The 24,352-nt window shown below is 71.7% G+C and carries 22 protein-coding genes, 1 pseudogene and 1 CRISPR repeat array; of the genes and pseudogenes, 13 read left to right on the top strand and 10 right to left on the bottom strand.

Annotated features, from left to right (window positions below; all coding sequences use genetic code 11):
• Window positions 1-184: 184 nt before the first annotated feature.
• The gene (locus tag CLV40_RS18840) at window positions 185-382 is read right to left on the bottom strand and encodes a hypothetical protein (protein WP_104480241.1); all 198 of its coding nucleotides are present in this window, start codon (window positions 380-382) and stop codon (window positions 185-187) included.
• Between CLV40_RS18840 and CLV40_RS18835 the strand changes: the two genes are divergently transcribed.
• Both CLV40_RS18835 and CLV40_RS18830 read left to right on the top strand, forming a co-directional pair.
• On the top strand, window positions 381-848 hold the full coding sequence (locus tag CLV40_RS18835) for a MarR family winged helix-turn-helix transcriptional regulator (RefSeq protein ID WP_104480240.1): 468 nt from the start codon (window positions 381-383) through the stop codon (window positions 846-848). The two genes, CLV40_RS18840 and CLV40_RS18835, sit on opposite strands and share 2 nt — an antisense overlap.
• 34 nt (window positions 849-882) lie before the next feature.
• On the top strand, window positions 883-1,785 hold the full coding sequence (locus tag CLV40_RS18830; RefSeq protein ID WP_342752275.1) for a helix-turn-helix domain-containing protein: 903 nt from the start codon (window positions 883-885) through the stop codon (window positions 1,783-1,785).
• Between the two features lie 108 nt (window positions 1,786-1,893).
• Here the strand turns inward: CLV40_RS18830 and CLV40_RS18825 are convergent, their stop codons facing one another.
• Together CLV40_RS18825 and CLV40_RS18820 are read right to left on the bottom strand one after the other, a co-directional pair.
• Window positions 1,894-2,082: a hypothetical protein gene (locus tag CLV40_RS18825; RefSeq protein WP_104480238.1), complete on the bottom strand. Its 189-nt coding sequence runs from the start codon at window positions 2,080-2,082 to the stop codon at window positions 1,894-1,896.
• A gap of 161 nt (window positions 2,083-2,243) precedes the next feature.
• The gene (locus tag CLV40_RS18820) at window positions 2,244-4,256 is read right to left on the bottom strand and encodes a S9 family peptidase (protein ID WP_245931372.1); all 2,013 of its coding nucleotides are present in this window, start codon (window positions 4,254-4,256) and stop codon (window positions 2,244-2,246) included.
• Window positions 4,257-4,389: 133 nt separating this feature from the next.
• Here CLV40_RS18820 and CLV40_RS18815 point away from each other — a divergent pair, with 133 nt between their 5' ends.
• From CLV40_RS18815 to CLV40_RS38955, 3 genes are all read left to right on the top strand, one after another.
• Window positions 4,390-4,812, top strand: coding sequence for a pyridoxamine 5'-phosphate oxidase family protein (locus tag CLV40_RS18815; RefSeq protein WP_104480237.1), 423 nt, complete (start codon window positions 4,390-4,392; stop codon window positions 4,810-4,812).
• Between the two features lie 469 nt (window positions 4,813-5,281).
• Window positions 5,282-7,156, top strand: coding sequence for a PEP/pyruvate-binding domain-containing protein (locus tag CLV40_RS18810; protein WP_219824019.1), 1,875 nt, complete (start codon window positions 5,282-5,284; stop codon window positions 7,154-7,156).
• Window positions 7,102-7,719 carry a PEP-utilizing enzyme gene (locus CLV40_RS38955; RefSeq protein ID WP_219824018.1) on the top strand — a complete coding sequence of 206 codons (618 nt, stop codon included), beginning with the start codon at window positions 7,102-7,104 and terminating at the stop codon, window positions 7,717-7,719. The genes CLV40_RS18810 and CLV40_RS38955 overlap by 55 nt, the downstream gene beginning before the upstream one ends.
• Before the next feature lie 27 nt (window positions 7,720-7,746).
• Here CLV40_RS38955 and CLV40_RS18805 read toward each other — a convergent pair whose 3' ends face one another.
• The 3 genes from CLV40_RS18805 to CLV40_RS18795 form a co-directional block, all read right to left on the bottom strand.
• Complete coding sequence (locus CLV40_RS18805) at window positions 7,747-8,088, bottom strand: hypothetical protein (RefSeq protein ID WP_104480236.1); 342 nt, start codon at window positions 8,086-8,088, stop codon at window positions 7,747-7,749.
• A gap of 255 nt (window positions 8,089-8,343) precedes the next feature.
• A complete protein-coding gene (locus CLV40_RS18800; RefSeq protein ID WP_146108101.1) occupies window positions 8,344-9,153 on the bottom strand; it encodes a hypothetical protein in 810 nt (269 codons plus the stop codon).
• Window positions 9,154-9,401: 248 nt separating this feature from the next.
• On the bottom strand, window positions 9,402-9,584 hold the full coding sequence (locus tag CLV40_RS18795) for a hypothetical protein (RefSeq protein ID WP_104480234.1): 183 nt from the start codon (window positions 9,582-9,584) through the stop codon (window positions 9,402-9,404).
• A gap of 125 nt (window positions 9,585-9,709) precedes the next feature.
• Here CLV40_RS18795 and CLV40_RS18790 point away from each other — a divergent pair, with 125 nt between their 5' ends.
• Window positions 9,710-11,212: a hypothetical protein gene (locus CLV40_RS18790; protein ID WP_146108100.1), complete on the top strand. Its 1,503-nt coding sequence runs from the start codon at window positions 9,710-9,712 to the stop codon at window positions 11,210-11,212.
• Window positions 11,213-12,519: 1,307 nt separating this feature from the next.
• Here the strand turns inward: CLV40_RS18790 and ligD are convergent.
• On the bottom strand, window positions 12,520-13,479 hold the full coding sequence (gene ligD / locus CLV40_RS18785) for a non-homologous end-joining DNA ligase (protein ID WP_104480232.1): 960 nt from the start codon (window positions 13,477-13,479) through the stop codon (window positions 12,520-12,522).
• A gap of 377 nt (window positions 13,480-13,856) precedes the next feature.
• On the opposite strand from ligD, the gene CLV40_RS18780 reads away from it, so the two are divergent.
• Both CLV40_RS18780 and CLV40_RS38950 read left to right on the top strand, forming a co-directional pair.
• On the top strand, window positions 13,857-14,552 hold the full coding sequence (locus CLV40_RS18780; protein WP_245931371.1) for a nucleotidyltransferase domain-containing protein: 696 nt from the start codon (window positions 13,857-13,859) through the stop codon (window positions 14,550-14,552).
• A gap of 410 nt (window positions 14,553-14,962) precedes the next feature.
• Window positions 14,963-15,136: pseudogene (locus CLV40_RS38950) on the top strand (thymidine phosphorylase); the annotation flags it as partial.
• A 498-nt stretch (window positions 15,137-15,634) separates the two neighbouring features.
• Here the strand turns inward: CLV40_RS38950 and CLV40_RS18770 are convergent.
• Complete coding sequence (locus CLV40_RS18770) at window positions 15,635-16,831, bottom strand: FAD-dependent oxidoreductase (RefSeq protein WP_104480231.1); 1,197 nt, start codon at window positions 16,829-16,831, stop codon at window positions 15,635-15,637.
• Complete coding sequence (locus tag CLV40_RS18765; RefSeq protein ID WP_104480291.1) at window positions 16,819-17,430, bottom strand: PadR family transcriptional regulator; 612 nt, start codon at window positions 17,428-17,430, stop codon at window positions 16,819-16,821. The genes CLV40_RS18770 and CLV40_RS18765 overlap by 13 nt, the downstream gene beginning before the upstream one ends.
• Before the next feature lie 216 nt (window positions 17,431-17,646).
• A CRISPR array of direct repeats spans window positions 17,647-17,976; the repeat unit is 24 nt; unit sequence TCCCCGCGCACGCGGGGCTGCTCC.
• A gap of 1,096 nt (window positions 17,977-19,072) precedes the next feature.
• On the opposite strand from CLV40_RS18765, the gene mobA reads away from it, so the two are divergent.
• The 5 genes from mobA to CLV40_RS18740 all read left to right on the top strand — a co-directional run bounded on the left by mobA (window position 19,073) and on the right by CLV40_RS18740 (window position 23,580).
• A complete protein-coding gene (mobA, locus tag CLV40_RS18760) occupies window positions 19,073-19,630 on the top strand; it encodes a molybdenum cofactor guanylyltransferase (protein ID WP_104480230.1) in 558 nt (185 codons plus the stop codon).
• A gap of 62 nt (window positions 19,631-19,692) precedes the next feature.
• On the top strand, window positions 19,693-20,766 hold the full coding sequence (locus tag CLV40_RS18755) for an AAA family ATPase (protein ID WP_181043581.1): 1,074 nt from the start codon (window positions 19,693-19,695) through the stop codon (window positions 20,764-20,766).
• Between the two features lie 65 nt (window positions 20,767-20,831).
• Window positions 20,832-21,713: a DUF58 domain-containing protein gene (locus tag CLV40_RS18750; RefSeq protein ID WP_181043589.1), complete on the top strand. Its 882-nt coding sequence runs from the start codon at window positions 20,832-20,834 to the stop codon at window positions 21,711-21,713.
• A 2-nt stretch (window positions 21,714-21,715) separates the two neighbouring features.
• Complete coding sequence (locus tag CLV40_RS18745) at window positions 21,716-22,699, top strand: VWA domain-containing protein (RefSeq protein ID WP_104480289.1); 984 nt, start codon at window positions 21,716-21,718, stop codon at window positions 22,697-22,699.
• A 218-nt stretch (window positions 22,700-22,917) separates the two neighbouring features.
• Window positions 22,918-23,580, top strand: coding sequence for a hypothetical protein (locus CLV40_RS18740; RefSeq protein WP_104480228.1), 663 nt, complete (start codon window positions 22,918-22,920; stop codon window positions 23,578-23,580).
• Window positions 23,581-23,708: 128 nt separating this feature from the next.
• Here the strand turns inward: CLV40_RS18740 and CLV40_RS18735 are convergent, their stop codons facing one another.
• Window positions 23,709-24,335: a DUF2461 family protein gene (locus CLV40_RS18735; protein WP_104480227.1), complete on the bottom strand. Its 627-nt coding sequence runs from the start codon at window positions 24,333-24,335 to the stop codon at window positions 23,709-23,711.
• Between the last annotated feature and the right edge of the window lie 17 nt (window positions 24,336-24,352).

Raw genomic sequence — 24,352 nt, 5'->3', positions numbered from 1 at the left:
CCCGATTCCGCGCATGCCACAGAGATCCCCCGCCTGGCCAGGGGGTCCCCGGATTTCAACGCTATCACCGGCCGGTGCGGGAAAACGGTGTGGCGGAAGACCTGTGGACAACTCGGTGGGATGTGGAGAACCATCCTTTTCGGTCCTGCCGCGCGCGTCGCACCCGCGGGTTCCGTCGTCCCGATCACCGTGCGGGCGCCCGGGATCCCGCGCGGTCGGCGCGAGCCCGCCCGGCGCCCGGTGCCCTGAACGATCCGCGCGACGCCGCCCGCGGCAGCGCGGTCGCCGCCGCGTCCAGGTCCGCGGGCACCCGCGCGACCCACGCGACCACGGTGACCGCGTACTCCGCGAACCCGGACCGGGCAAGTACCGTATTCGCCATGCCGCAGCCCCAGGGAGCCCGCAACCGCCTCGACGAAGCCGTGTGGCTGGTGGACCGGCTCGCCGAGCACGCCCAACGGGCCCTGCGGGACCGCTTCGCCGAGCACGGCATGCACAAGCGGCACTACGTGGTGCTCGCCGCGCTCGCCGAGACCGGGTCGGCGTACCAGGACGAGCTGGGCAGGCTGCCCGGGCTCGAGGGCTGCGACCTCGTCGCCCTGCTCGACGGCCTCAAGGCGGCCGGGCAGGCGGACCGCAAGCCGCACCCGGTCAACCGCCTGCGCAACGTCGTCACCCTCACCGACGAGGGCGCCCTGGCGCTCCAGCGGCTCGACGTGCGCGTGCGCGAGACCGAGTCCGAGATCCTCGCCCCGCTGTCGCACACCGAGCGCGACCAGCTCGTGGCGCTGCTCAAGCGCGTCGCGCCCGCGGGCGACCTCAGGTCACGGAAAGATAACCCCGCTTGAGTCTCCACCCACTGGAACCTCCACGCTGATCCGTGTGACCGACCTGTTCACCATCGGCCAACTGGCCGCCCGCACCGGGCTCCCGGTGCGGACCATCCGCTTCTGGTCCGACAGCGGGGTCATCCCGCCCACCGACCGGTCGACGGGTGGTTACCGCCTCTACGACGTCGAGGCGGTGGCCCGGCTGGACCTGGTGCGCACCCTCCGCGACCTCGGCCTCGACCTGGACACCGTGCAGCGCGTGCTGCGCCACCAGGTCACCCTCGCCGACGTCGCCGAGGCGCACGTGCGCGCCATCGACACCGAGATCCGGACCCTGCGGCTGCGCCGAGCGGTCCTGCGGTCGGTCGCGCAGCGGGGAAGCTCGACAGAGGAGATGAGACTGATGCACAAGATGGCCCGGTTGTCCGCCCAGGAGCGGCAGCGCGTCATCGACGAGTTCGTCGACCGGACCTTCGAGGGGGTCGACTCGGCGGCCCCGGGTGCGGGCATCGCTCAGGCGATGCGGGGCCTGCCCGCCGACCTGCCCGAGGAGCCGACCGCCGACCAGGTGGACGCCTGGGTCGAGCTGGCCGAACTGGTCGCCGACCCGGACTTCCAGGCCCGCGTGCGCGAGATGGCCGTCGCGGGTGCCGAGGGCGCGCCGGTGGCGGGCGACCCGGACCCGGCGAAGGTGGTCGAGCACGCCGTGCCCGCGCTCGACGCGGGGGTCGCGCCGGAGTCGGCGGAGGGTCGGGAGGTCCTGCACCGGATCATCCCGGCCGACCTGCCCGCCGCGGACCGCGTGGCCGCCGCCGACCGGCTGGACCGGTTCGCCGACCGGCGGGTCGAGCGGTACTGGGCGCTGCTGGGGGTCCTCAACGGCCGTGAGCCGTTCCCGCCGCGCGTCCCGGCCTTCGAGTGGTTCTCGGCGGCGCTGCGCGCGCACGGGGCGTAACCATCCACAGTGGAGTGATAACGGGGACGCGCCTGCCGCCGGTCGGTGGTCCGCCCCCACCGGCGGCGGCGCGCGCGTCCCCGCTCCCTCACCCCTGGGAAGCGCGAACTACCCCACCTCGTGGTGGCAGGGGACCGCGACCACCGGCTGCGGGGTCGGCGGCGCCGCCGGTCTGACGCTGGCCCGTGCCTGGAGCTCCACCTGCTGCGCACCCACGAGCTGGTAGGACCCGGTCGAGAGCGGGATCGTCGCGAAGAGCAGCGCGACGGCACCCAGAGCCCTCGTGTACGGCCGCATGGGCGTTCTCCTTGTGCGTGTCGGTAGGCCGATTACACCCGTTCAACGCGCGCGCGTAATGACGGTTCTTCGGGGGACAGTGACATTCGTTCCCATCACCCGGCCCGGCCGCGGCTTGCGACCGGGCGCTCGCGAAGTCGGCCCGGCACCGTCCCGGCGGGTCATCCCAGCAGGTCGGGGCGGTGCCACTCCTCACCGAGGACGTGCTGGGCCAGGAACGCCAGCACCGTGGCGTACCACAGCTTGACGTTGCCGGGCGCCTGCACGAAGTGGTTCTCGTCCGGGAAGTACAGGAACCGGTGCGGGTGCGACTCGCCCGCGTGCGAGCACAGGTCCCACCACAGCCGCAGCGCCTCGTTGATCGGCACCCGGTAGTCGCGGTCGCCGTGGATCACCAGCACCGGGGTGCGGACCGCGGCGGCGAAGTGGTGCGGCGAGTTCGCCTCCGCCATCGCCGGGGTCATCTCGCGGCGGAAGTCGTGCGCGATGTCGGCGGTGTCGGTCGACTGGTCCAGGTCCCACACCGACGCGTGGCTGACGATCGCCCGGAACCGGTCGGTGTGCCCGGCGATCCAGTTGACCATGTAGCCGCCGAACGAGCCGCCCATCGCCGCGGTGCGCGCCGGGTCGAGGTCCGGGCGGGCCAGCGCGGCGTCGGTGATCGCCATCAGGTCCGTGTACGGGCTGGTGCCCCACGCGCCCCAGCCGCGGCGGATGAAGTCGATGCCGTAGCCGGTGGACAGCGCCGGGTCCGGCATCAGCACCGCGTAGCCGCGGGCCACCGGGATCCACGGGTTCCAGCGCCACGACCAGTTGTTGCGGGAGAGCACCGGGCCGCCGTGCACCCACAGCAGCAGCGGCGCGGGGGAGTCGGGGGAGGCGTCCGGCGGCAGCGTCAGCCAGGCGCGCAGCGGGGTGCCGTCCGCGGCGGTCGCGGTGACCTCGGTGAGCGTGCCGCGCACCGCCGCCGTCGCGCCCAGGGCCTCGGCCGGGCCGGGCAGGGGCGTGGTGGTGCCGTCGGCCAGGTCCACGCGGACCGGTGCGGGTGGGCTGTCTATGGCGGAGCGCAGCGCGTAGACCCAGCGGCCGTCGGGGGAGACCCGGGGGTCGGTGTAGGCGCCGTCGTCGTCGGTCAGGCGGGTGACCTCGCCGGTGGTCGCGTCCACGCGCCACAGGGGGGAGCGGCCGAAGTGGTCGGCGGCGCAGACCAGGGCGGTGCCGTCGGGGGTCCACTGGGGCGCGTGCGGCCAGCGGTCCCAGTCGGCGGTCAGCGGGGTGACCGCGCCGCCCGCCAGGTCCACGACGCCGAGCCATCGGTCGCCCGGGTCGTGCGGGTCCTTGCGGCGGTGCACGACGACGGCGACCCGGGTGCCGTCGGGGGAGACACGGGGCGCGTCGTACTCGTGCCCGGGGTCGTCGGCGACGACCCGGCGCGCGCCGGTCGCGCTGTCGACGGCGACGAGCGTGTAGCGCTGGGACCCGCACGGCTCGGTGACCGCCCAGGTGGTGACCACCGTGGAACCGTCGGGGGTGACGTCCCAGGCGCTGTCCTCGCCGAGCGCGCGGCCGACGTGGCCGGTGAGGTCGCGGGGGCCGCCGGGGTCGAGGACGAACAGCCGGGGGCGGTCCGGGCCGAGGTGGCGGTCCCAGTGCCGGATGGGGAACTCGTCGTGCAGGATCGCCGACACGCCCGCGTCCTCGCGCCGCGCGCGCAGCGCCTGGTCGGCGCCGAGGTCGGTGGCGGACGGCAGCATGCCGGAACCGAACACGACAGTCCCGTCCGCGCCCACCGCGACCCCGCGCACCCCGCCCGGCGGCCGCGCCACCACCCACGGCTCGCCACCCGACCGGGGGAGCACCCACAGCGCCTGCCCGTCGTCCGCGCCGGGCTCCGGACGGGTCGAGGTGAACAGCAAGTCACCCGTCGGTGTGAACCCCGCGCCGGTCTCGCCCTCCGCGCCCCTGGTCAGCCGCCGCGCCTGCCGGACGCCGTCGGGGTCGATCTCCCACAGCGCCTTGGCGTGCCGGGTGCCGGTGTGGTCCGGGGTCGCCGCGCCGACCACCAGCGCGCGCCCGTCCGGGGCCAGCCAGAGCCCGGCCACCTGCGGCATCGCCAGGTAGCCGTCGAGGTCGGCCAGGGGGCCCGCTGCGGGCTCGTCCGCGTCGAAGATCACGTCTCCTTATACCGAACGGGGTGACAGCGGCGTCCGGAGAGGTCGAGCGGGTGGACCGTCACCGGAACAGGGGACAAGACCCGTGGTTTGCGGCGCGGACCGGCCGGTCGGTGTTCTGTCGTATGTTGGGATCATGGCATTGAGCGTGGAAGAACGTGAGGAGTTCCTGGCGCAGCCCCACATCGGCGCCTTGGCGGTCGCCGCGGAGGATGGCAGAGCACCGCTCGTCGTGCCCATCTGGTACCAGTACGAGCCCGGCGGCGACCTGTGGATCCACACCGGCGTCGATTCGCGCAAGGCCCGTCTCATCGCGGCGGCGGGCCGGTTCTCCCTGATGGTGGAACGCCTCACGCCGACGGTCCGGTACGTGTCGGTGGAGGGCCCGGTCGTCCGCACGGAACCCGGCACCCCGGAAACCCTGCGCGAGATGGCCACCCGCTACATCGCCCCAGAGCGCCTGGAGGAGTACATCGAGTTCGCCACCGAGAACCACGGCGAAGCGATCACCATCCACCTCCACCCGGAACACTGGCTCTCCGCCGACCTGGGCGAGTAGTCCCCCGCGGAAGTTGTCCACAGGCCCCTTCGAGTCCCCGACTTCCCTTGGCCGGAACCGCTATCCTGACCAAGACCTGAGGCGTTCCTGCACGCCGAGCCCCACCGGCTCGACGACCTCGACCAGGCACCGGCACACACAACGGGACCGAACCACGGCCCCGCGATGGCGCGCGGATCCACGCACCTGGGTTCCCTGACTCGACCCACTGGGAGCGTTTCCGGGCCGTGACGCCCGCGTCCTGTTATCCCGTCCGAGGTTGGCCGCTGTGCCGGCGTCGGCGGCGGGTGCGCGCGGGGTCGCCGGTGATCGGCGGTGCCATGGGTGCCGTGGAGGTGGCCGGGAGAGGTACCACCCGTGTCCGCCGCGGCCGGGACCTGATTCCCGCTCACGGCACCGCGTCCGCGGGGATCGGGTGGCTCGAGTGGTGTCCCGGGCGGGGGTTGCCTTGCCTGCGACGATGTCCCGCATGAGCGACGCGGTGGTCCTGCCCCTCGACGACCCCGCGGCCGACCCGGCCGCCGTCGGCGGGAAGGGCGCCGCGCTGGCCCGGCTGGCGCGGGGCGGGCTGCCCGTCCCCGACGGCTTCCACGTCACCACGGCCGCCTACCGCGAGTTCCTCTTCCTCGACACCCACCACGGCGACCCGGCGGGCTTCATGCGCTGGGCCGTACCGCCCGCGGTGATCCGGGAGGTCGCTCGCGCGTACGCCGACCTCGGCGGCGGCCCGGTCGCGGTCCGCTCGTCGGCCACGGCGGAAGACCTGCCGGAGCTGTCCTTCGCCGGTCAGCACGACACCTTCCTCGCCGTCGAGGGCGCCGACGCCGTCCTCGACGCCGTGCGCCGGTGCTGGGCGTCGCTGTGGACGGACCGCGCCGTGGCCTACCGGGCGCGGCACGGCGTACCCGACGACGGGCTGGCCATCGCGGTCGTGGTGCAGCGCATGGTGGACGCGACGTCCGCCGGTGTGCTGTTCACCGCGAACCCCGACACCGGCGACCCGACCGAGACGGTGATCAACGCCGCGTGGGGCCTGGGCGAGGCCGTGGTGGGCGGCCAGGTGACACCGGACACCCACACCGTGTCCGGTGGCGCTGAAACGCGCCGTCACATCGCCGACAAGGCCGTCATGACCGTGTGCGCTCCCGAGGGCACGCGGAACGTCGCCGTGCCCGAAAACCGCCGCCGCGCCCCGGTACTCGACGAAACCCAGGTCCTGGCCTTGGCCGCCATCGGACGCGACATCCAGGACCTCTTCGGCGTCCCCGTGGACGTCGAGTGGGCGGCCCACCCGGGCGGCTTCGCGATCCTCCAGGCCCGCCCGATCACCACCGCCGTCGCCGAGGTGTGGAACGACAGCCTGCGCGGCGACTACCTGTGGACCTCCGCCAACGTCGGCGAGGCCATTCCCAGCGTCATGACCCCCGCCACCTGGTCCCTGGTCCGCGAGCTGTCGTCGGCGACCGTCGGCGGCCACCCCACCACCGGCAACATCGGCGGCCGCTTCTACCTGAACCTGAGCCCCCAGGTCGCGGTAGGCCGCGCCCTGGGCCTGGGCGGCCTCGTCCGCCGCCGGACCGAACGCTCCTTCGGTCGCGTCCCGCGCGGCGTCGAGATCCCCGGTCTCCCCATGTCCCGTCGCCAGGTCCTGCGCGCCGCCGTCGCCACAGCCGTGCCGATGCTCAAGCAGGTCCGCGAATACCGCAAACGCCTCCCCGAGCTACTGGCCCGCACCCCCGCCCGCTGCGCGTCACTACGCGACCGAATCACCAAGTGCACCACCAAAGGCGAACTGCTCGCCCTCTGGCGGTCCGACATAGACGCACTGCTCCGCCGAGACTGCGCCACCCTCGACGCGGGCGCCCGCACCGGCGGGGCGGGTCAACGCGTGACGGTGCGGCTGCGCGCACTGGCCGGGGACGACGCCGTACTCCTGACCACGGGCCTCCACGACACCGAACAACTCGCGAGCCTCGGCCCCTTGGTCGGTCTGGCCCACCTCCGCGACGGCGACCTGGACCAGGAGACCTACGTCCGCCACTGGGGCCACCGCTGCGCCGACGAGTTCGAGGTCTCCGCCCCGCGCCCTACGAGGACCCGACCTGGCCCACCCGCGAGCTGGCCGCTCTCCACCCCGACCCCCTGGACCTCCTGGCCCGCCAGTCCGAAGCGCGAGCGGACGCGTGGCGTCACCTGGAAACCACCCACCCCCGCCGCGCCCCCCGACTCCGCCGCGCCGCCGACCGCGCCGCCGAGACGGCCCGCGCCAGGGAACGCGCCCGCTCCGAGATGGTCCGCACCTTCACCGTCTTCCGAGCCTTCTACCTCCGCGCCGCCACCCTGACCACCCTCGGCGAAGATATCTTCTTGCTCACCTTCCCCGAAACCCTCCTCTTACTGGCAGGCGACGAAACCCCACTCGCCGCCCTCCCGCCCCGCCGCCAAGCCCTACGCACCTACCGCGCCCTTCCGCCCTACCCGCCCATGATCAGAGGCGAGTTCGACCCGGTCACCTGGGCGTCCACCCCCGACCGCAGAACCGACATCCACACCAAGAACCCGCCACCCCACCGGTCCGCAACGGAGATCACTGGCCTCCCCGGCCTGCCGGGCATCATCACCGGAACAGCCCGCGTGGCCACAACGGTGGAAGAGGCACAGTCCCTACGCCCCGGCGAAATCCTCGTGGCCCCCGCCACCAACATCGGCTGGACCCCGATCTTCCCCAGAGCCGCCGCCGTGGTCACCGACATCGGCGCCCCGCTGTCCCACGCCGCCATCGTGGCCAGAGAACTGGGCATCCCTGCCATAGTCGGTTGCGGCGACGCGACAACGAGACTGTCCACAGGAGACACCGTTCGAGTGGACGGCGCCAAGGGCACGGTCACCCTCAACCCACCCGACTGACCCGACCCGCACCCCGCCCGGCAACCCTCACTGCCCGAACGAGTACCGCAGGTCCGCGTTGATCAACTCGTTGACGCGCCTGCGCAGGTGGCCCACGAGCGACGCGTCCGGTGCCGGCTCGTCCACGGTCAAGATCCAACGCAGCGCCGTTCCCATCCCACGCGGCGCCAACTCGAACCGCACCACCGCGTCCGCCCGCCGCACCCACAACGACGACCACACCACCAAAGACGGCGACACCGCCTCCACGACGTCAGGAACCCGCTCGTCCGCCAACAACCGCAACCACCGCGGCGACCGCTCCACCAACGCCTCGAACACCACCCACGGCGGCGGGGGCTGGTCTCGCCGTCGGTTCCCGATCTCCACCTCCCGACCTTAACCGTCCCCGCCACCGGATAACCCGACGAGGCTCGACATACTCCCTTCGGGGGCGGTGTTGCCGGATCTTTTCTCCGCCGCTCACGGCCAATCCGCGTCAATGTCCGACCGATATCGGTCGTGGCCGAGGTGAGATTCGAACCGAAGTCCCTGCCTGCTTCCTTAGAGGCATGATTGACACCTCTGTGCCAGCCCAGGCCGCCCGTGGCGAATTTCCGCGTGCGCTCGAGACGTTACATGAATTCACTCGAATGGGGCCGCGAGAATGCGAGCGATTGGCCGCCCAGCGCGTTCCTTCGACCCGTCCGACGAAATCTCGCCAAACCGACCGGGGCGCGCGAAAACGCGATCGAATGGCCGCTCGCTGTGGTAGATCTGATCGCGTCGCCATAAGGAGGTCAGGTGGCTGGAGAATCTGACGAGCGGACGAGCCTCCGCCCGTTCGACGGTGTAGTGGACGTCGTCCGACTGGTCGAGCGCCTCACCGAGCGGCCGCAAGTCGGCGAGGCCCCGGGCGGATGGGGACGGCGCTCCGGCAGGCACCGCGGCATCCCGATGGTCTGCTTCGTCCGCGAAGCCGACCACGGCGACCTGCTCCCCGCCCTCGCCGGTTACCTCCGCTCGGCGCAACCGACCCGCGTGCCGCAAGCCCTGCGCGCCTTCCCCGTCGACGACGCCGTCGACCGGGCCAAGTCGGAGGTCGAGCTGGTCGCCGAGGTGCTGTGGGAGTGCGCGCGGACGCTGTCCTCCGGCGGCAACGTCCGCTACGGCCGCTTCCCCTTCCGCCGGTTCCAACTCGTCCACTGGCTGATGTCCCAGCGACTCGCGGGCGACAACCTGGACACCGTGGTGGAGCTGCGCAACAAGCTCCGCAAGCGCGACATCGTGCAGAAGCGGGCGAAAGGACTCGCCGCCGACCCGGCCCACCAGGCGCTCGAGGACAAGACTCCGTGGTGGGCGAAGTTCCTGCTCGCGGTCCTCCCGCCGGTGCTGTTCACCTCCCGGTTGCGGGGGTTCGGCCCGGGCGGCGCCGAGTACCGCTGGTTGCTCCACCAGCCCTACCTCGCGCCCCACGACCCGGGTACCTTCCTCGGGTTCGCCGAGCGGCTGACCGCCACCCTCGGCCCCCGCGCCGTGTCGGAACCCGTGGCGGACCCGGACCAGCTGGTCGAGCTCCTCGTGAACGCCTTCCTGGAAGACGTGCGGCGCGCCTACCAGCGACGCGTGTGGCGCCCGCGGGGCTGGCGGCGGACCGCCTACCCCGCCCTCCTGCTCGACGGCATCACCCGGGTCAACGGCGGCTACGCCCTGCTCAAGACGATCAACGACGTGCGCAACGACACCGGCGCGTTCGACCCGCTGGTCGTCATCAGCGGCAGCGAGAAGGTGCCGCCCGACGCGGCCAACCCGGAGGAGGGCCGCTCGCCGAACCCCTCCAGCCCCGCGTCGGGCGCGGGGCAGGCGTACGAGGCGTGGCGGTACAAGTTCGGCCGGGACAGCCGGGTCCCGTCGCCCCACCGCCTGGTACCTGCCGATCGTCATCCCCTCCGAGGCGGCGGAGGACGTCGCCGTCCCCGCGCGGGACGCGATGGAGGTCAGGTCGGCGCCGATGTGGTCCCGCACCTGGCTGCTGACGTTGGTCCCGGCTGTTTTCGTCGGCGCGGTCGGCTTTGTCGGCTACACCTACTTCGACAACGTCCGGACCCAGACCGCGCAGGACGGGTACGCGCACTGCGGCAAGGATCCCGAGTCGGCGGGGGCGCGCCACCTCGTCCGCGTCGGCAACGACTGCGTGGGCGTGACCGAGGGCGACGTCCCGTTCCTGGCCAACGCGGGTCCGCTGCGCAGCCAGAAGATCGATCGCTTCCACACCGTGCAGGGCGTGGTCCGGAACCAGAACGCCGAGGTCGCCGCGGCGGAGAGCAGGCCGGTGGCGACGATCGTGTTCGTGACCGCGCTGAGCGCGCGGGACGACTCGCTGACCGCCAACACCTACCGGCTCATGGGCGTCGCGGCCCAGCAGCGCGCCCTGCTCCGGCGGAGCAACCGCAGCGACCCGCTGCTGCGCATCCTCGTCGCCAACGCGGGCGACGAGATGAAGCACGGCGGCCTGATGGTGGACAAGATCAAGGAACTCGTCGCCGAGGACCCCACCGTCATCGGCGTCGTCGGGCTCGCGCAGAGCCGTCAGCCGACCCTCGACACGGTCCGGGCGCTCGGGAACCTCGGTCTGCCCAGCATCGCGGTGACCCTGCCGGCGGACACCCTGGTCGACCAGTCCCGCACCTACTACCAGGTCTCGCCGACCAACCAGCGCCAGGCCGACGTCGTCGGCTACATCCACGACCAGCTCGCGACGACGTCGATCATCGTCTACCGGTCCGACGACAAGGCCGACATCTACAGCGCCAACCTCGCCGAGGACGTGTTCGAACGCGGCACGGGCCTCGGGATGCGCGTCGACATCGTCGGCTACCAGCCGGAAGGGGCGCCTGCCGACAAGACGAGCGCGCGCGAGGTCTCGGACAAGGCGTGCGAGCGCCCGGACCGGCCCGCGGTGTTCTTCGCGGGCAGACCCGCCGACTTCCAGCGCTTCCTGGACGGCTACTCCAGCAGGCCCTGCGCCAACCCGCCCCGGCGGATCGTCGCGGGCGACGACATCTCCCGGTACGTCGCGTCGATCGGTTCACGCAGCGACGTCCCGTTCGACTACGTCTCCTTCGGCCCCACCACACCGCGCTGCGACGGCATCGGCGACCTCCAAGCAGGCGCCCGCGACCTCTTCGACGACTGCGCCGACGGCAACCACTTCACCCAAGACGGCCAGGCGGCCTTGACCTTCGACGCCACCGCCGTCTTCGCCACCGCCGTCGGCCGCCTCGGCAACGTCCCCATCTCACCGGGCGCGGTGTGGCGGGAGATCGACCAGATCAACGGCGCGGCCGCGCTCAACGGCCAAAGTGGACTGATCGACCACGCGGGGAGCCGGGTCCCGATCCGCAAGTTCATCACCATCCTCGCCGTCTCCGTCAACCCCCTGGAACCGGTCGCGTCCTGCGGCAAGGGCCCCGCGACCCCGGACTCCCCTCCACAAGCCGCGTGGTGCCCGTAGACGCTGTCCCGCATCCGCGGCCCCTGACCGCACGAGCGGAAAGCCCAAGCACAACCCGGTACGCGCGGCTCCCGCCCGGATCACGAATCCCGCGCACCGGACTTGCCGGACAGCGTCCAGACGAGCCCAGGTCGCGAGCCTCGCAACGAGCACGGCCACGTGTCCTGGATCGCGACCGCGCTGTTCAGCCACCCGAACCCGCCCCGCGCACCACTGGGCCGCTTCAACTGGTCAAGCGGTTGCGAGCCGGCAGTCCGCGTTGCCGGCGGGTCGAACTCGTCGTCGCCGCGATCACCCTCGGCGCCGATGCCGGACAGCGCCTGGTCGAGCCGGGGTCGGGGGCCCGCGCGGTGGCCTGAACGGTTGCGGCTCCGTGCTGGATCGCGACCGCGCTGTTCAGCCACCCGAACCCGCCCCGCGCGGCACCACTTGGTCAACGGCAAAGCTTGACATCGGCGGCGGCGTGATCACCGGCGGACGTGCGATCTCGTGGACGTCGTGGAGGTGCGCCGCGGCGTGATCTGCCCGAGCGCTGTGGCCCACTTCAACCGGCTCAAGCGGCTGCGCGATCCGGCAACCCGCGTTGCGACCGGGCCGAACTTGTCATCGCCGCGATCACCCCCGGCGCCGATGCCGGACAGCACTTGGGCGAGCTAGCGTCGTGGAGCCCGCGCGGTGGCGTGAACGGTTATGGCTCCGTGCTGGATCGTGACCGCGCTGTTTACTCACCCGAACCCGCCCCGGGCGGCGCCGCGCACCTCTGGGGCTGCGGCAAAATAGTTCGGGCTGCTCGATATCGGCGGCGTGATCACCGGAGGATGCGCGGTCTCCTGGACGTCGCGGAGGTGTTTCGCGGCGTGATCTGCCCGAGCGCTGTGCGCCGCTTCAACCGGCACAAACGGTTGCGCGGCCCGGCAGTCCGCGTTGCGACTGGGCCGAACTTGTCATCGCCGCGATCACCCTCGGGCGCTGATGCCGGACAGCGCCTGGGCGTACCCGGTCGTGGGGCCCGCGGGATGGTGTGAACGGTCGTGGGTCCGTGCTGGATCGCGACCGCGCCGTTCACCCACCCGAACTCGCTCCGGGCGGCGCCGCGCACCTCTGGGGCTGCGGCACGCGGTTCGGGCTCGACCTCGGCGGCGGATGCGCGGTCTCGTGGACGTCGCGGAGGTGTTTCGCGGCGTGATCTGCCCGAGCGCTGTGGGTCGCTTCAACCGGCACAAGCAGTTGCGCGGCACCCTGCAGTTGCCACCGGATCGAACTCGTCATCGCCGCGATCACCCCCGGGCGCCGATGCCGGACCCGCGCTAATCGGGGTCCGTGGGGTGGTTGCCGGTGTCTCGCTCCTCGCGCTCCGCCCGGTCGAGCAGGTCCTCCAGCCGGTAGGCCGTGTCGTCGATGGGGGAGTGGAGGTCGCCCAGTTCGGCGAACCGCGCGGGCACCGTCGCGATCGTGCAGTCGCGCGGGTCGACCGCGTCCAGTTCGTCCCAGCGCAGCGGTGTCGAGACCGTCGCCTCCGGCACACCGCGCACGGAGTAGGCCGAGGCGACGGTGTGGTCCCGCGCGTTCTGGTTGTAGTCGACGAACAGCGCCGACGGGTCCCGGTCCTTGCGCCACCACGTCGTGGTCACCTCGTCCGGCGCCCGCCGCTCCACCTCCCGCGCGAAGGCCCAGGCCGCTCGCCGCACGTCGCCGAAGCCCCACTCCGGTGCGATCCGCACGTAGATGTGCAGCCCGCGGCCCCCGGACGTCTTCAGCCACCCCGTCGCGCCCAGCTCGTCCAGCACCTCGCGCGCCACCCCCGCGACCCGCCGGACGCGGGCGAAGTCGCAGTCCGGCATCGGGTCGAGGTCGATGCGCCACTCGTCCGGCCGCTCGGTGTCGGCCCGCCGCGAGTTCCACGGGTGGAACTCCACAGTGGACATCTGCACCGCCCACGCCACGTCGGCGAGCCGCGTGACGCACAGCTCGTCGGCGTGCCGGTTGTACCGGGGGAAATGCACCCGCACCGTCTCCAGCCACGGCGGCGCCCCGTTCGGGACCCGCTTCTGGTGCACCTTCTCGCCGCCGACCCCGCTGGGGAACCGGTGCAGCATGCAGGGCCGCTCCCGCAGCGCCCGCACGATCCCGTCACCCACGGCCAAGTAGTAGTTGACCAGGTCCAGCTTCGTCTCCCCACGCGCCGGGAAGTACACGCGGTCCGGGTTGCTCACCCGGACGGTGTGGTCACCGACCTCGATCTCGACGGCCGGACTGGTGCTCGCCATAGGTCCGACGGTAATACCCAGTTCACCAATACGCCCCTTACCTGGAATAACACCCGGCCCCGCCGGGACGATCTCCCGGGCAGAACCCTCATCCACCACGGCGGCTGAGCCAACCGGACCAGTCATGTCCCAGAAATTGTGGGACACCCCCACCGACCCACGAACGGCGACACCATGGACCGAATGCGGCCACCACCCCACACCCGAACCCCGGCTCACACCCGATCCTCGGGTCGCCCCTCAACCCTGACCTACATCCGATCCTTGGGTCGCCCGGTAACTCCGGCTCACACCCGATCCTCGGGTCGCCCCGCAACCCCGGCCTGCTCCCCACCTCCGTCGCCCACCGTGCCCAGCCACCCCGGGCGGGTGGCCAGGTGAACAGCACGGCCGAGCGGATCGCGCGCGAGGTCCTCGCCGACCGCTACCCCGAGGCCCTCGCCGCCGTCCTCGCGGGCAGCTCCGCCATCGGCGGCGACACCACCACCTCCGACGTCGACCTGATGCTGCTGCTCCCCGGCCACGCCGCACACCGCGACACCCTCCGCAGACGGGAGCGGGTCGTCGAGGTGTTCGCCCACACCGAGGAGTCCTTCCGCACCTTCGTCGAACGCGAAACCGCCGCCCGCCGCTCCCCGACCCTGCACATGTGGGCCACCGGCCGCCTCCTCCTCGACCGCGACGGCGTGGGCACCGAACTCCAGGTGGAAGCCTCCGCCCGGTTCGCGGCGGGCCCACCCCCGCTCGCCAAGCGCGAGACCGACAACATCCGCTACCGCATCACCGACCTCCTCGACGACCTCGCGGGCACCCCGACCCCCGGCGAAGCGGTCTTCGTGGCCGCCCGCCTCCTCACCGAAACAGCCGAACTGGCCCTCGCCCACCACGGCCGTTGGCTCGGCACCGGCAAGTGGCTCTGGCGTCGCCTGCGCTCCGCCGAACCCGCCCTCGCCCAAGAGCTGGTCGTGGCGTTCCAGGACGTGGCGAACCAGGGCCCCGACCGGCTGCTGGCCGCGGTCCACACAGTCCTGTCCCGAGTAGGCGGCCCCTTACGCGAGGGCTACCGGCGCTAGCTCCCGATCGAGGTCCACCGGGGCACCTCCTGGCCGGTGCCCCGATCTCATTGTGTAGGAACGGTTCCGGACTTGGGTAGCCGGTTCCGGAGCCTGTAGATGGTTGGTGGGCATGTGGACAACCGAGCCCAACCCCGCCATCCGCGCTCCGCGCGGCCCCCCACCCACACCGATCTCGCCCGCGCCGCAACAGCGCCGACGGGGGCTGTGGACAAGTCGATGCGAACGTCCGCGCACTCGTGGATGCTGATATCCGGCGCCAACATCCAGGACAAGGCGGGGCGGCCGATGGCGCGTGTGACGTCGACGAGGTTGTCGATGGCACAGGCGTCGATGGCAAGGCGCCCGGACCAGGGCCAAGCGAGGCCGCGATCGGCGGATGGCCGATCGCGAGAGCTGCCGCGCGCCCACTCGACGGCGACCGACCCACCGTGGACAAGCACTCCACCAGCGGCGTCGGCGACAAGATCACCCTGCCGCCAGCGCCCCTGGTCGCTGCCCACGGCGCCGTTGCCCCGCAACTCTCCCGCCGCGGCCTCGGACCCACCGGCGCCACCCTCGACATGCTCGACGCCGTGCTCGGCCACTTTCTCGCTCGCCCGCATTGCTGTGCACCGGGAGCCTTGCTCATGGTCGCTATACCCGTAGCGTGCCGCTTCGCACGCGTCGACGTTGTTGTGTGCTGGGAAGATGGCGTTGCCTGTCGTCGCCACTCCCGTGCCGGGCCTGCTCGCGCCCGTCGGCACTGTTGCGTGGCGGGGCTGGCGTTCCCTGCGGTTGCACACTCCCGTGGCGCCCGACTTGGGCGCGTTGGCGTTCTTGCGAGGTGGGAGGGCTGGCGTCTCCTGCCAGCGCTACCTCTGTGCCACGTCTGCTTCGCGTGCGTTGGCGTTGTGTTCCATGCGCGGCGACTAGGTGGCTCCGTTATCCGAGCCCCTTGGCCGTCCGTCGCGCAACACCACAACTGCGGCGTCGGTGAACTGCTCGCGCGGCGCTGCGGCGGCTGCGGGCTGCCTCGTCCCGGTTCGCCGACCCCGCGCGGGCGGATACCCGCCCCTCCCACCAAAGCGGCCAGGCCCGTTTCAGGCCGTCAGCTTCTCGTCCCAGTTGATGGTGTGGGAGTGGGTTTCGCCGAACATGCGACGTGGGGTGATGACGGTCTTGGTCAGGATGGGCATGATCATCGCGGTCAGAGCGCGGGCGACGGGACCGGCGGCCTTCGTGTTGTTGGTGCGGCGGGCGGCGGCGATGATCTTCTCCACGCGCGGGCGGCGGAGGCGTTCGTAGGTGGTGAGGGCGGTTTCGAGGTCGTCGATGTCGCGGAGGCAGCGGGCCAGTTGGACGGCGCTCTCCACCGTGATGGACACGCCCTGACCCGAGCTGGGGGACGGGGCGTGGGCCGCGTCGCCGACCAGGACCATGCGGTCGCGGTGCCAGTGGGGCACCGTGGGCAGGATCTCCATCGCCCCGGTCACCTCGAGGTCGCGCGCACCCGCCAGCACCTCGCGGGCCGGGTGGTCGTCGGCGTGCGCCTCGCGGACCCGGCGCAGCCACTCCGACGTCGGGACGGCGCGGGCCTCGGCCATCGACAGCGCCTTCGGGTCGGGCAGGTTGCTGAACCAGAGCGTGCCGCTGCCGTCGGAGGCCGCCCAGTACCCGAAGAACGCGCGCTTGCCCTGCGCGAAGTGCATGACGTCGGGTCCGCCCGACCCCTCGACGGGCGGACCCCAGCCACCGACACCCAGCAGCCCGACCGGCTCCGGGCCGGGCGCGGAAGGGTCGATCAGGCCGCGCACCGTGGAGCGGATGCCGTCGGCGCCGATCAGGATGTCGCCGGTGGCCTTGGTGCCGTCCGCGAACACAGCGGTGATCGCGGACGCGCTCTCCTCGACGCGCACGAGCCGCTTGCCGTACTCGACCCGGACGCCCTTGGCCGCGGCGTTGTCGTTGAGGACGCGGTAGAGGTCGGACCGGAACAGCGTCCGGCTCGGCGGCAGACCGGGCAAACCGTTGAAGGCCATGACTTTGCGGCCCTGACTGTCCTCAATGACCATCGTCCGCGTCGGCTGGCCGAGGCCGCGCAGCTCATCGGCGACCCCCACCGCAGCGAGCGCGTTCAGCCCGTTCGGCGCCACCTGGACGACACCACCGACCCCGTCAGCCGGGCTGTCGTACGACTCGTGGATCACGACGTCGACACCCGCGCGCCGCAGCGCCGCCCCCACGACCGGCCCGGCGATGCCGCCCCCGATGACCAGCGCGGTCTTTACCGCTCCCATGTCTGTTTCCCCTCGTCGAACATCTCGTGCCAGGCGCGGACGTAGTCCGTGCTCTTGAGGGCCTCGATGAGGGTGGTGACGAACCGGCGCTCGGCGTCCAGCACGGCCAGGCGGTAGTTCTCCTCGACGAGGAAGACCCACAGCACGCCCTGGTCGAGCGTGCTCTCGGTTTCCCTGCTGATCGCCTCGGCCTCGCGGTCGAGCGCGGCCAACCGCTCCCCGAGCAACCCGACCGCGACGGTCGGTTCGAGGACGCCGAGCAGGGACAGCGCGACCCCGAACTTGGGGTACTCGTGCTCGGGTTTCGCGACCAGCTCACGCATCCAGTCGTCCAACTCGACCCGCCCGGCGTCGGTGAGCGCGTAGACGGTGCGCTCCGGCCGGGCGGTGTCCCGCACGGTTTCCTGCTCGGCGATGAAGCCCGCCTTCCGGAGCTGCTCGACGACCATGTAGAGCGAACCCCGGTTGTACTTGATGTTGCGGTCCTTCCCGGTCTCCTTGAGCCTGCGCCCCATCTCATAGGGGTGCAGGGGCTCGAGGAGCAGGTTCGCCAACACCGCCAACGCCAGCGGATTGCCCACCGAACGCCTCTTGGCCACCACACCCTCATCTCTAGCCAGGACCAACTATCCTGACCCAACTAGTCAGTGTCAACTATTCAATCCGGACCATAGTCAGCCTGCCACGGCACGCCGCCCCCGAACCGCAAGACCTATCCTCGACGCCCCCGGCCGCGCCACCCGCCCTACCCGGCACGCCCGAAGTGAACGAAAATGAGCAGAACGGCCGACAAAGCCCCAGGTCAACAAGTGTCGTCCCCGCGCACGCGGGGCTGCTCCGGACTCGGCGTCCACGTCGAGGTCGGAGGCGATGTCGTCCCCGCGCACGCGGGGCTGCTCCCTCGCCGCTGCTCACGCTCCAACGGCTCGGCGCGTCATCCCCGCGCACGCGGGGCTGCTCCGGTGGGCGGTCCCTCCCTGGTCACGCTGTGGATGTCGTCCCCGCTCACGTGGGGCTGCTCCCACCGACACGATCGACGCCCTGGTGTGTGAGGTGGTCGTCCCCGCGCACGCGGGGCTGCTCCGGTCGTCACTGGGTGGCGGCAGGGGGAGAAGATGTCGTCCCCGCGCTCGCGGGGCTGGTCCCGACCTGGAGATCCTCGAACGCGCCCTTGAGCAGCCGTCCCCGCGCATGTGGGCTGCTCCGCGGTACGAGACCGCCGCCAGCAAGATCCAGGTGTCGTCCCTGCGCACGCGGGGCCGCTCTGAGCCGACTGCGCCGCGCGATGGAGACCCTGGGGTCGTCCCGCGCACGCTGGGCTGATCCCCACCAGCCCTGCAGGGGCGAGGTGGCGTATCCGTCGTCCTCGCGCACGCGGGGCTACTCCCACCGCGTTCGGCACTGCGGTGGCCTGTCCGATGCCGTCCCCGCGCACGCGGGCTGCTCCCGCCTGCTTGGCCAGCGCGGGGTTGCGGCAGGCGGCGTCTCCGCACACGCGCAACTGCTCCGTCGGAGCAGTTGGAGAACAACACGCTGGCGATGTCGTCTCCGCGCACGCGGGCTGCTCCGGACCCATGTGGTGCGCGAGAGTTGGTGGAGGCGTCATCTCCGCGCACGCGGGGCTGCTCCGCCGGTGGTGACGCGCCAGCCTGAGAACACGAAGTCGTCCCCGCCCACGCGGGCCGCTTCGAACGGTCTGTGCGGTGCCGAGGCCAGCACGCGTCGTCCCCGCCTACGCGGGGCTGGTCCCAGGATGATGCCTAGGAAGAAGATCGCCCCGGTGTCGTCCCGCACCCGCGGGGCTGGTCCGACACTGCCCAGGCGCCCGACCTGCCCGGCCATGTCGACCCCGCGCATGCGGGGCTGGTCCGCCCGCAGGGCTGATCGTTCTCGGGGGTCGAGATCATCCCCGCGCACGTGGGCTGCTCCCGTCAACGCCTGCCGTTTCCTCCAGCCGGGTTGCCGTCCCCACGCACGTGGGGCTGGTCCGCTCGTCTCCGATGGGCTGCTCGCCGAGGGCCAGTCGTCCCCGCGCACGCGAGGCTCGTCCTGCCGCGCTCATCGACGGGCCATCGAGCTCGGGTTGTCCGCGCGCATGCGGGGTTGGTCCCGTGATGACCAGCGCCACGACGGTTGCCCCGAAGTCAGCCAGAGCTGGTCGCGTCCTCCGCGCCGATCGCCCTAACGCGTTGGTTCGGTAGCCCCGTCCGCAGCGGGGCTTCTCCGCGCCGAAGTGTTCTCATGGTGCACGTGGAACAGCCATGGTCCGCCGTCGTCCTCGCGGGCGGAGCCGGACGACGCCTCGGCGGTGTCGACAAGCCCGGCCTCATCATCCGAGGCCGAACCCTCCTCGACCGCGTCCTCGCCGCCCTCCCCGGCGCCCACGAGATCGTCATCGTCGGCCCCAGGCGCGAAACCGAGGCAAAGGTCCGCTGGACCCGCGAACCCACCCCCGGCTCCGGCCCCCTCGCCGCCCTGGCCGCCGGCCTCGACCTCATCACCACCGACCGAGTCGTCCTCCTCGCCGCCGACCTCCCGCAAATCACCCCCACCACCATTACCCGCCTCCGCCAGGCGGTCACCCACACCGGTGCCGTCCTCACCGACAGCGACCACCATCCCCAGTGGCTCCTCAGCGCCTGGCCCACCGACCTCCTCCGCCGAGCTCTCCCGGCGGACTCCGCCAACGCCTCCCTCCGCGGCACCCTCACCCCGCTGTCACCCGTCCGAGTGGACGATATGGACGGTTCCGCCCGGGACATCGACGTTCCCAGCGATCTCGACGCGTTCCCAGAATGAGTTCACAGGGCTCTCACCGTCGGTGCGGTTGGCTGTACCCGGAACCGTAGGCTTAGAGGAGGATGCCGGTGACCGAGCCTGGGCAGGCCGAGCTCGCGAGCGAGACGCCCACCACCCCCGCGCGCGACGCGCAGTTGCTCGAACGGACCGTGTTCGAGGTCAAGCGGGTGATCGTCGGGCAGGACCGCCTGGTCGAGCGGATGCTCGTCGGTCTGCTGGCCAAGGGGCACCTCCTCCTCGAGGGCGTCCCCGGCGTCGCCAAGACCCTCGCCGTCGAGACCTTCGCCCGCGTCGTCGGCGGCTCGTTCTCGCGCGTGCAGTTCACCCCCGACCTGGTGCCCGCCGACATCCTCGGCACGCGCATCTACCGGCAGGGCAGTGAGCGCTTCGACGTGGAGCTGGGGCCGGTGGTCGCCAACTTCGTGCTCGCCGACGAGATCAACCGCGCGCCCGCGAAGGTGCAGTCGGCGATGCTGGAGGTGATGGCCGAGCGGCACGTCTCCATCGGCGGCAAGACCTTCCCCATGCCGACGCCGTTCCTCGTGCTGGCCACGCAGAACCCGATCGAGAACGAGGGCGTCTACCCGCTGCCCGAGGCGCAGCGCGACCGCTTCCTGTTCAAGATCATCGTCGAGTACCCCTCCGTCGAGGAGGAGCGCGAGATCGTCTACCGGATGGGTGTCACCCCTCCGGAGCCGAGTCAGGTGCTGACCCCCGAGGAACTCGTCCGGCTCCAGGGCGTCGCCTCCAGTGTCTTCGTGCACCACGCGCTCGTCGACTACACCGTGCGGTTGGTGCTCGCAACGCGCACGCCCGCCGAGCACGGGCTCAGCGACGTTGCGGGCTGGATCGCCTACGGTGCTTCGCCGCGTGCGAGCCTTGGCATCGTTGCGGCTTCGCGGGCTCTCGCACTGGTGCGCGGCCGGGACTACGTGTTGCCGCAGGACGTCGTGGACGTGGTCCCCGATGTGCTGCGCCACCGGCTCGTGCTCTCCTACGACGCGTTGGCCGACGGCGTGCCGATCGACCACATGATCTCCCGCGTCCTGCAGACCGTGCCGCTCCCGCAGGTCTCCGCGCGACCCCAGCAGCCGGTCGGGCACCCGGCGGCGGCCGGGGTGAACGGCAGGCCGTGAGCAAGCAGAGGAACACCGACGGCGAGCGCCCGAACTGGGTCCCCCCGGTGCTGCGCGGCGACCGCATGGAGGCGGGGCTGCGGCTGCTGGAGATCGACGTCCGGCGCAGGCTCGACGGCCTGCTGCAGGGCAACCACCTCGGTCTCGTGCCGGGTCCCGGCTCCGAGCCCGGTGAGGCCCGCCCGTACCAGCCCGGCGACGACGTGCGCCGGATGGACTGGGCCGTCACCGCGCGCACCACGGTCCCGCACATCCGCGAGACGGTCGCCGACCGCGAGCTGGAGACGTGGGTGGTGGTCGACCTGTCCGCCAGCCTCGACTTCGGCACCGCGGGCTGCGAGAAGCGCGACCTCGCCGTCGCGGCCGTGGCGGCCATCGCGCACCTGACCCGGGGCGGCGGCAACCGCATCGGTGCGTTGATCTCCACCGGCGAACGCACCATTCGCGTCCCGGCGCGCGGCGGGCTCGCCCACGCGCGCGGCCTCGTCCGCAAGGTCGCGGAAACCCCCCGCGCGACGGAGGGTGTGCGCGGCGACCTGACGCAGGCGATCGAGCAGCTGCGCAGACCACCGCGCCGCCGCGGGCTCGCCGTGGTCGTCTCGGATTTCCTCGGCGACACGGAGTGGCAGCGCCCGCTGCGCGCTTTGTCGCTGCGGCACGAACTGATTTCGGTCGAGGTGGTGGACCCGCGTGACGTGGATTTGCCGGACGTCGGCACCGTCGTCCTGGCGGACCCGGAAACCGGTCGTCAACGCGAGGTGACCGCTTCCCCTTTGCTGCGCAAGGAATTCGCCGCCGCGGCCGCGGAACACCGGGACGCGGTGGCCGCGGGCATTCGCCGGGCGGGCAGCGGACACCTGGTCCTGCGCACCGATTCCGACTGGATCGCCGACACGGTGCGTTTCGTCGTGGCCCGCAAACGCCGCTGGTCGGGGGGTGCGGCGTGACGTTGAGTTTCCGGAACTTCTCCGCCCCCTGGTGGTTCCTGCTCCTGGTGGCGATCGGCGCGCTGGTCGTCGGTTACGTCATGGTGCAACGCATGCGCCGCAAGCGGACGCTGCGCTTCACCAATCTCGAACTCCTGGAAAAGGTCGCGCCGAGAGGTCCGAGCCGCCTGCGGCACATCCCCGCGATCGTGCTCGTCCTCGCGCTGATGCTGTTGACCACGGCCATGGCGGGCCCGACGGCCGAGCAGCGGGTCCCGCGCAACCGGGCGACGGTCATGCTGGTCATCGACGTCTCGCTGTCCATGGAGGCGACCGACGTCGCGCCGACGCGCCTCAAAGCGGCCCAGGTGGCGGCCAAGTCGTTCGCCGAGGGCCTGACCCCGGGCGTCAACCTCGGCCTCATCACCTTCGCCGGCACCGCGACGGTCCTGGTCGCCCCGACCACCGACCGCGGCGGCGTCGCGAAGGCCATCGACAACCTGAAACTCGCCCAGTCCACCGCGACCGGCGAGGCCATCTTCGCCGCCCTCCAGTCGATCGACGGCTTCTCCCAGGTCGTCGGCGGCCCGGACGGCCCCCCGCCCGCGCGCATAGTCCTCATGTCGGACGGAAAACAGACCATCCCGACGGAGAACGAGGACGACCCCCGCGGCTCCTTCACCGCCGCCAAAGCCGCCGCGGAACGCAAGATCCCCATCACCACGATCTCCTTCGGCACCGCCGACGGCACGGTGGAAATCGAAGGCCGCACCCAATCGGTAGCCGTCGACGACGACGCCATGAAAGAAATCGCCTCCCTCTCCGCGGGCGATTTCTACAAGGCGGCGACGGCCGACCAACTCCGCAAGGTCTACGACACCCTCGGCGAGCAGATCGGCTACGAGATCAAGGAAGCCGACGCCAGCCGACCGTGGCTCATCCTCGGCACCATCGCGGCACTCATCGCCGCCGCGGGCTCCCTCGTCCTGAGCCAACGGCTACCCTGACCGCGAAAGCGCCCGGCCACCCACCAGGCCGGGCGCCCAATCCGAACGCGAACCGGGAACAAGGCCACGCCTGTCCATCCATGGAATAGCGGGCACCACCACTGGTCAATTCCTGGACAACCGCCTCCGCGCCGCGCGAATTCCGCGACAACGGTCCGTGAACCGCCGTTTGGCAAGATCGACAACCACTACCTTGCCGGTGCGGGAGATGGCCCGTCGTGCTGCCCGCACAACAGGCGATCGGATCCTGGATCAACAACAACACCGAGGCCGCGATCGCCTTGGTCATGCTGGTGGTCACCATCCTCGGCTACGCGGGGAACCTGTGGCTCAAGCGCATCGCCTACCGCGTGCACCTCGACGCCCCGATCGGCGTCACCCCGCGCGAAGCGCCGGACATCGACCTCATCGAGGTCGAGCCGCGCGACAAGGGTCGACTGGTGCCGGATCCGGCGTTCGCGCTGGTCCGGATCACCAACTCGGGGAGCAGGGAGATCCACGAGAGCGACCTCACCAGCTCCCTGGTGCTGCTCTCCGGCGTGGCCACCGAGAAACCCGCGGTGGTGTGCCGGAACTTCCCGCGCGGCGGTCGGATCATCCGGGACACCACCAAGGGCAACGGCCGCAGCCTGGTGTTGGGCGGTCTGGCCCTGGTCGTCGTCAGCGCGTCGACCACCGTGCTGCTCGCGGACGGCGCCGGCGGATTGGTCGGCAAGTGCGCGGAGGGCACCCTCGAGGTCGCCGGGTCGAGCGCCTTCGCGGACGTCACGAACACGATCGGCCCGCAGCACGAGTCGGACTGCTACCGGTCTGGGTCGTCGAGTACTCCTACGGCCGCGGCAAGGACGACGGACCGCTCAGCCGCTTCCTCACCTACCTGACCTCCGAGACGCCAAGGCCGTCCTGCGCGACCGGGGCTACTTCCCCCGCGGCGACCCGTGGCCCAACGTCGTCGCCAACGGCGCGCGGAAGCACCCCCGCGACCGACCCACTGTCCACACCAGACTGATCACACCTGCTCCGGCACGTGCCGCGCCAGCCAACCGAGCAGCTCCGCCAGTTCCTCCGTCGCGTTCAACACCTCCGCCAACGCCTCCGCCGAGTGCAGTGACTCCTCCGAGCACACCGCCCGCGATGCCACCATCGACCGGTACCGCAGCAGTTCCGCGCGCGGGTGCGACGGCGGGTACTCGCGGGGTGCGCGGCGCATCAGGTCGCCGTGGAGTTCGTAGTCCTTGGGGAGTTCCGCGATGATCCGCTCCAGTTCGCAGCCGCTGTCGTCCTCCGCCACCGCCGCCCGGAACCGCCGGACCTGGGCCGGGTCGGGGTAGTGCCAGGCGCCTTTGACGTGCAGGCCGTCCAGGTCGAAGCGCAGGCCGATCTCGACGTTGCGGGCCAGGCGGACGATCGCGCCCTGGTGCTGCCACCACCACACGTTCTTGCCGTAGTGCCAGACCGAGTAGTCGGCGAACCGGGGGTTGGCCGACGCGAGGCCGTCGAGCAGCGCGAGCATCGGGCGGCGCACGAGCCGCTCGCGGTCGGCGCGGACCCGGTCCCTGGTTTGCTGGGTGGGGATCCCCTCCAGCTTCAGCAGTACCTCGTACGCCTGTTCGGGCCAACCGGTGAACTGGGGCATGACACCACATTCTATCC

This window comes from Actinokineospora auranticolor (assembly GCF_002934265.1).
GTDB lineage: Bacteria > Actinomycetota > Actinomycetes > Mycobacteriales > Pseudonocardiaceae > Actinokineospora > Actinokineospora auranticolor.
Note: the sequence above shows the minus strand (reverse complement) of the source record. Positions and strands in the feature narration are given on the sequence as shown.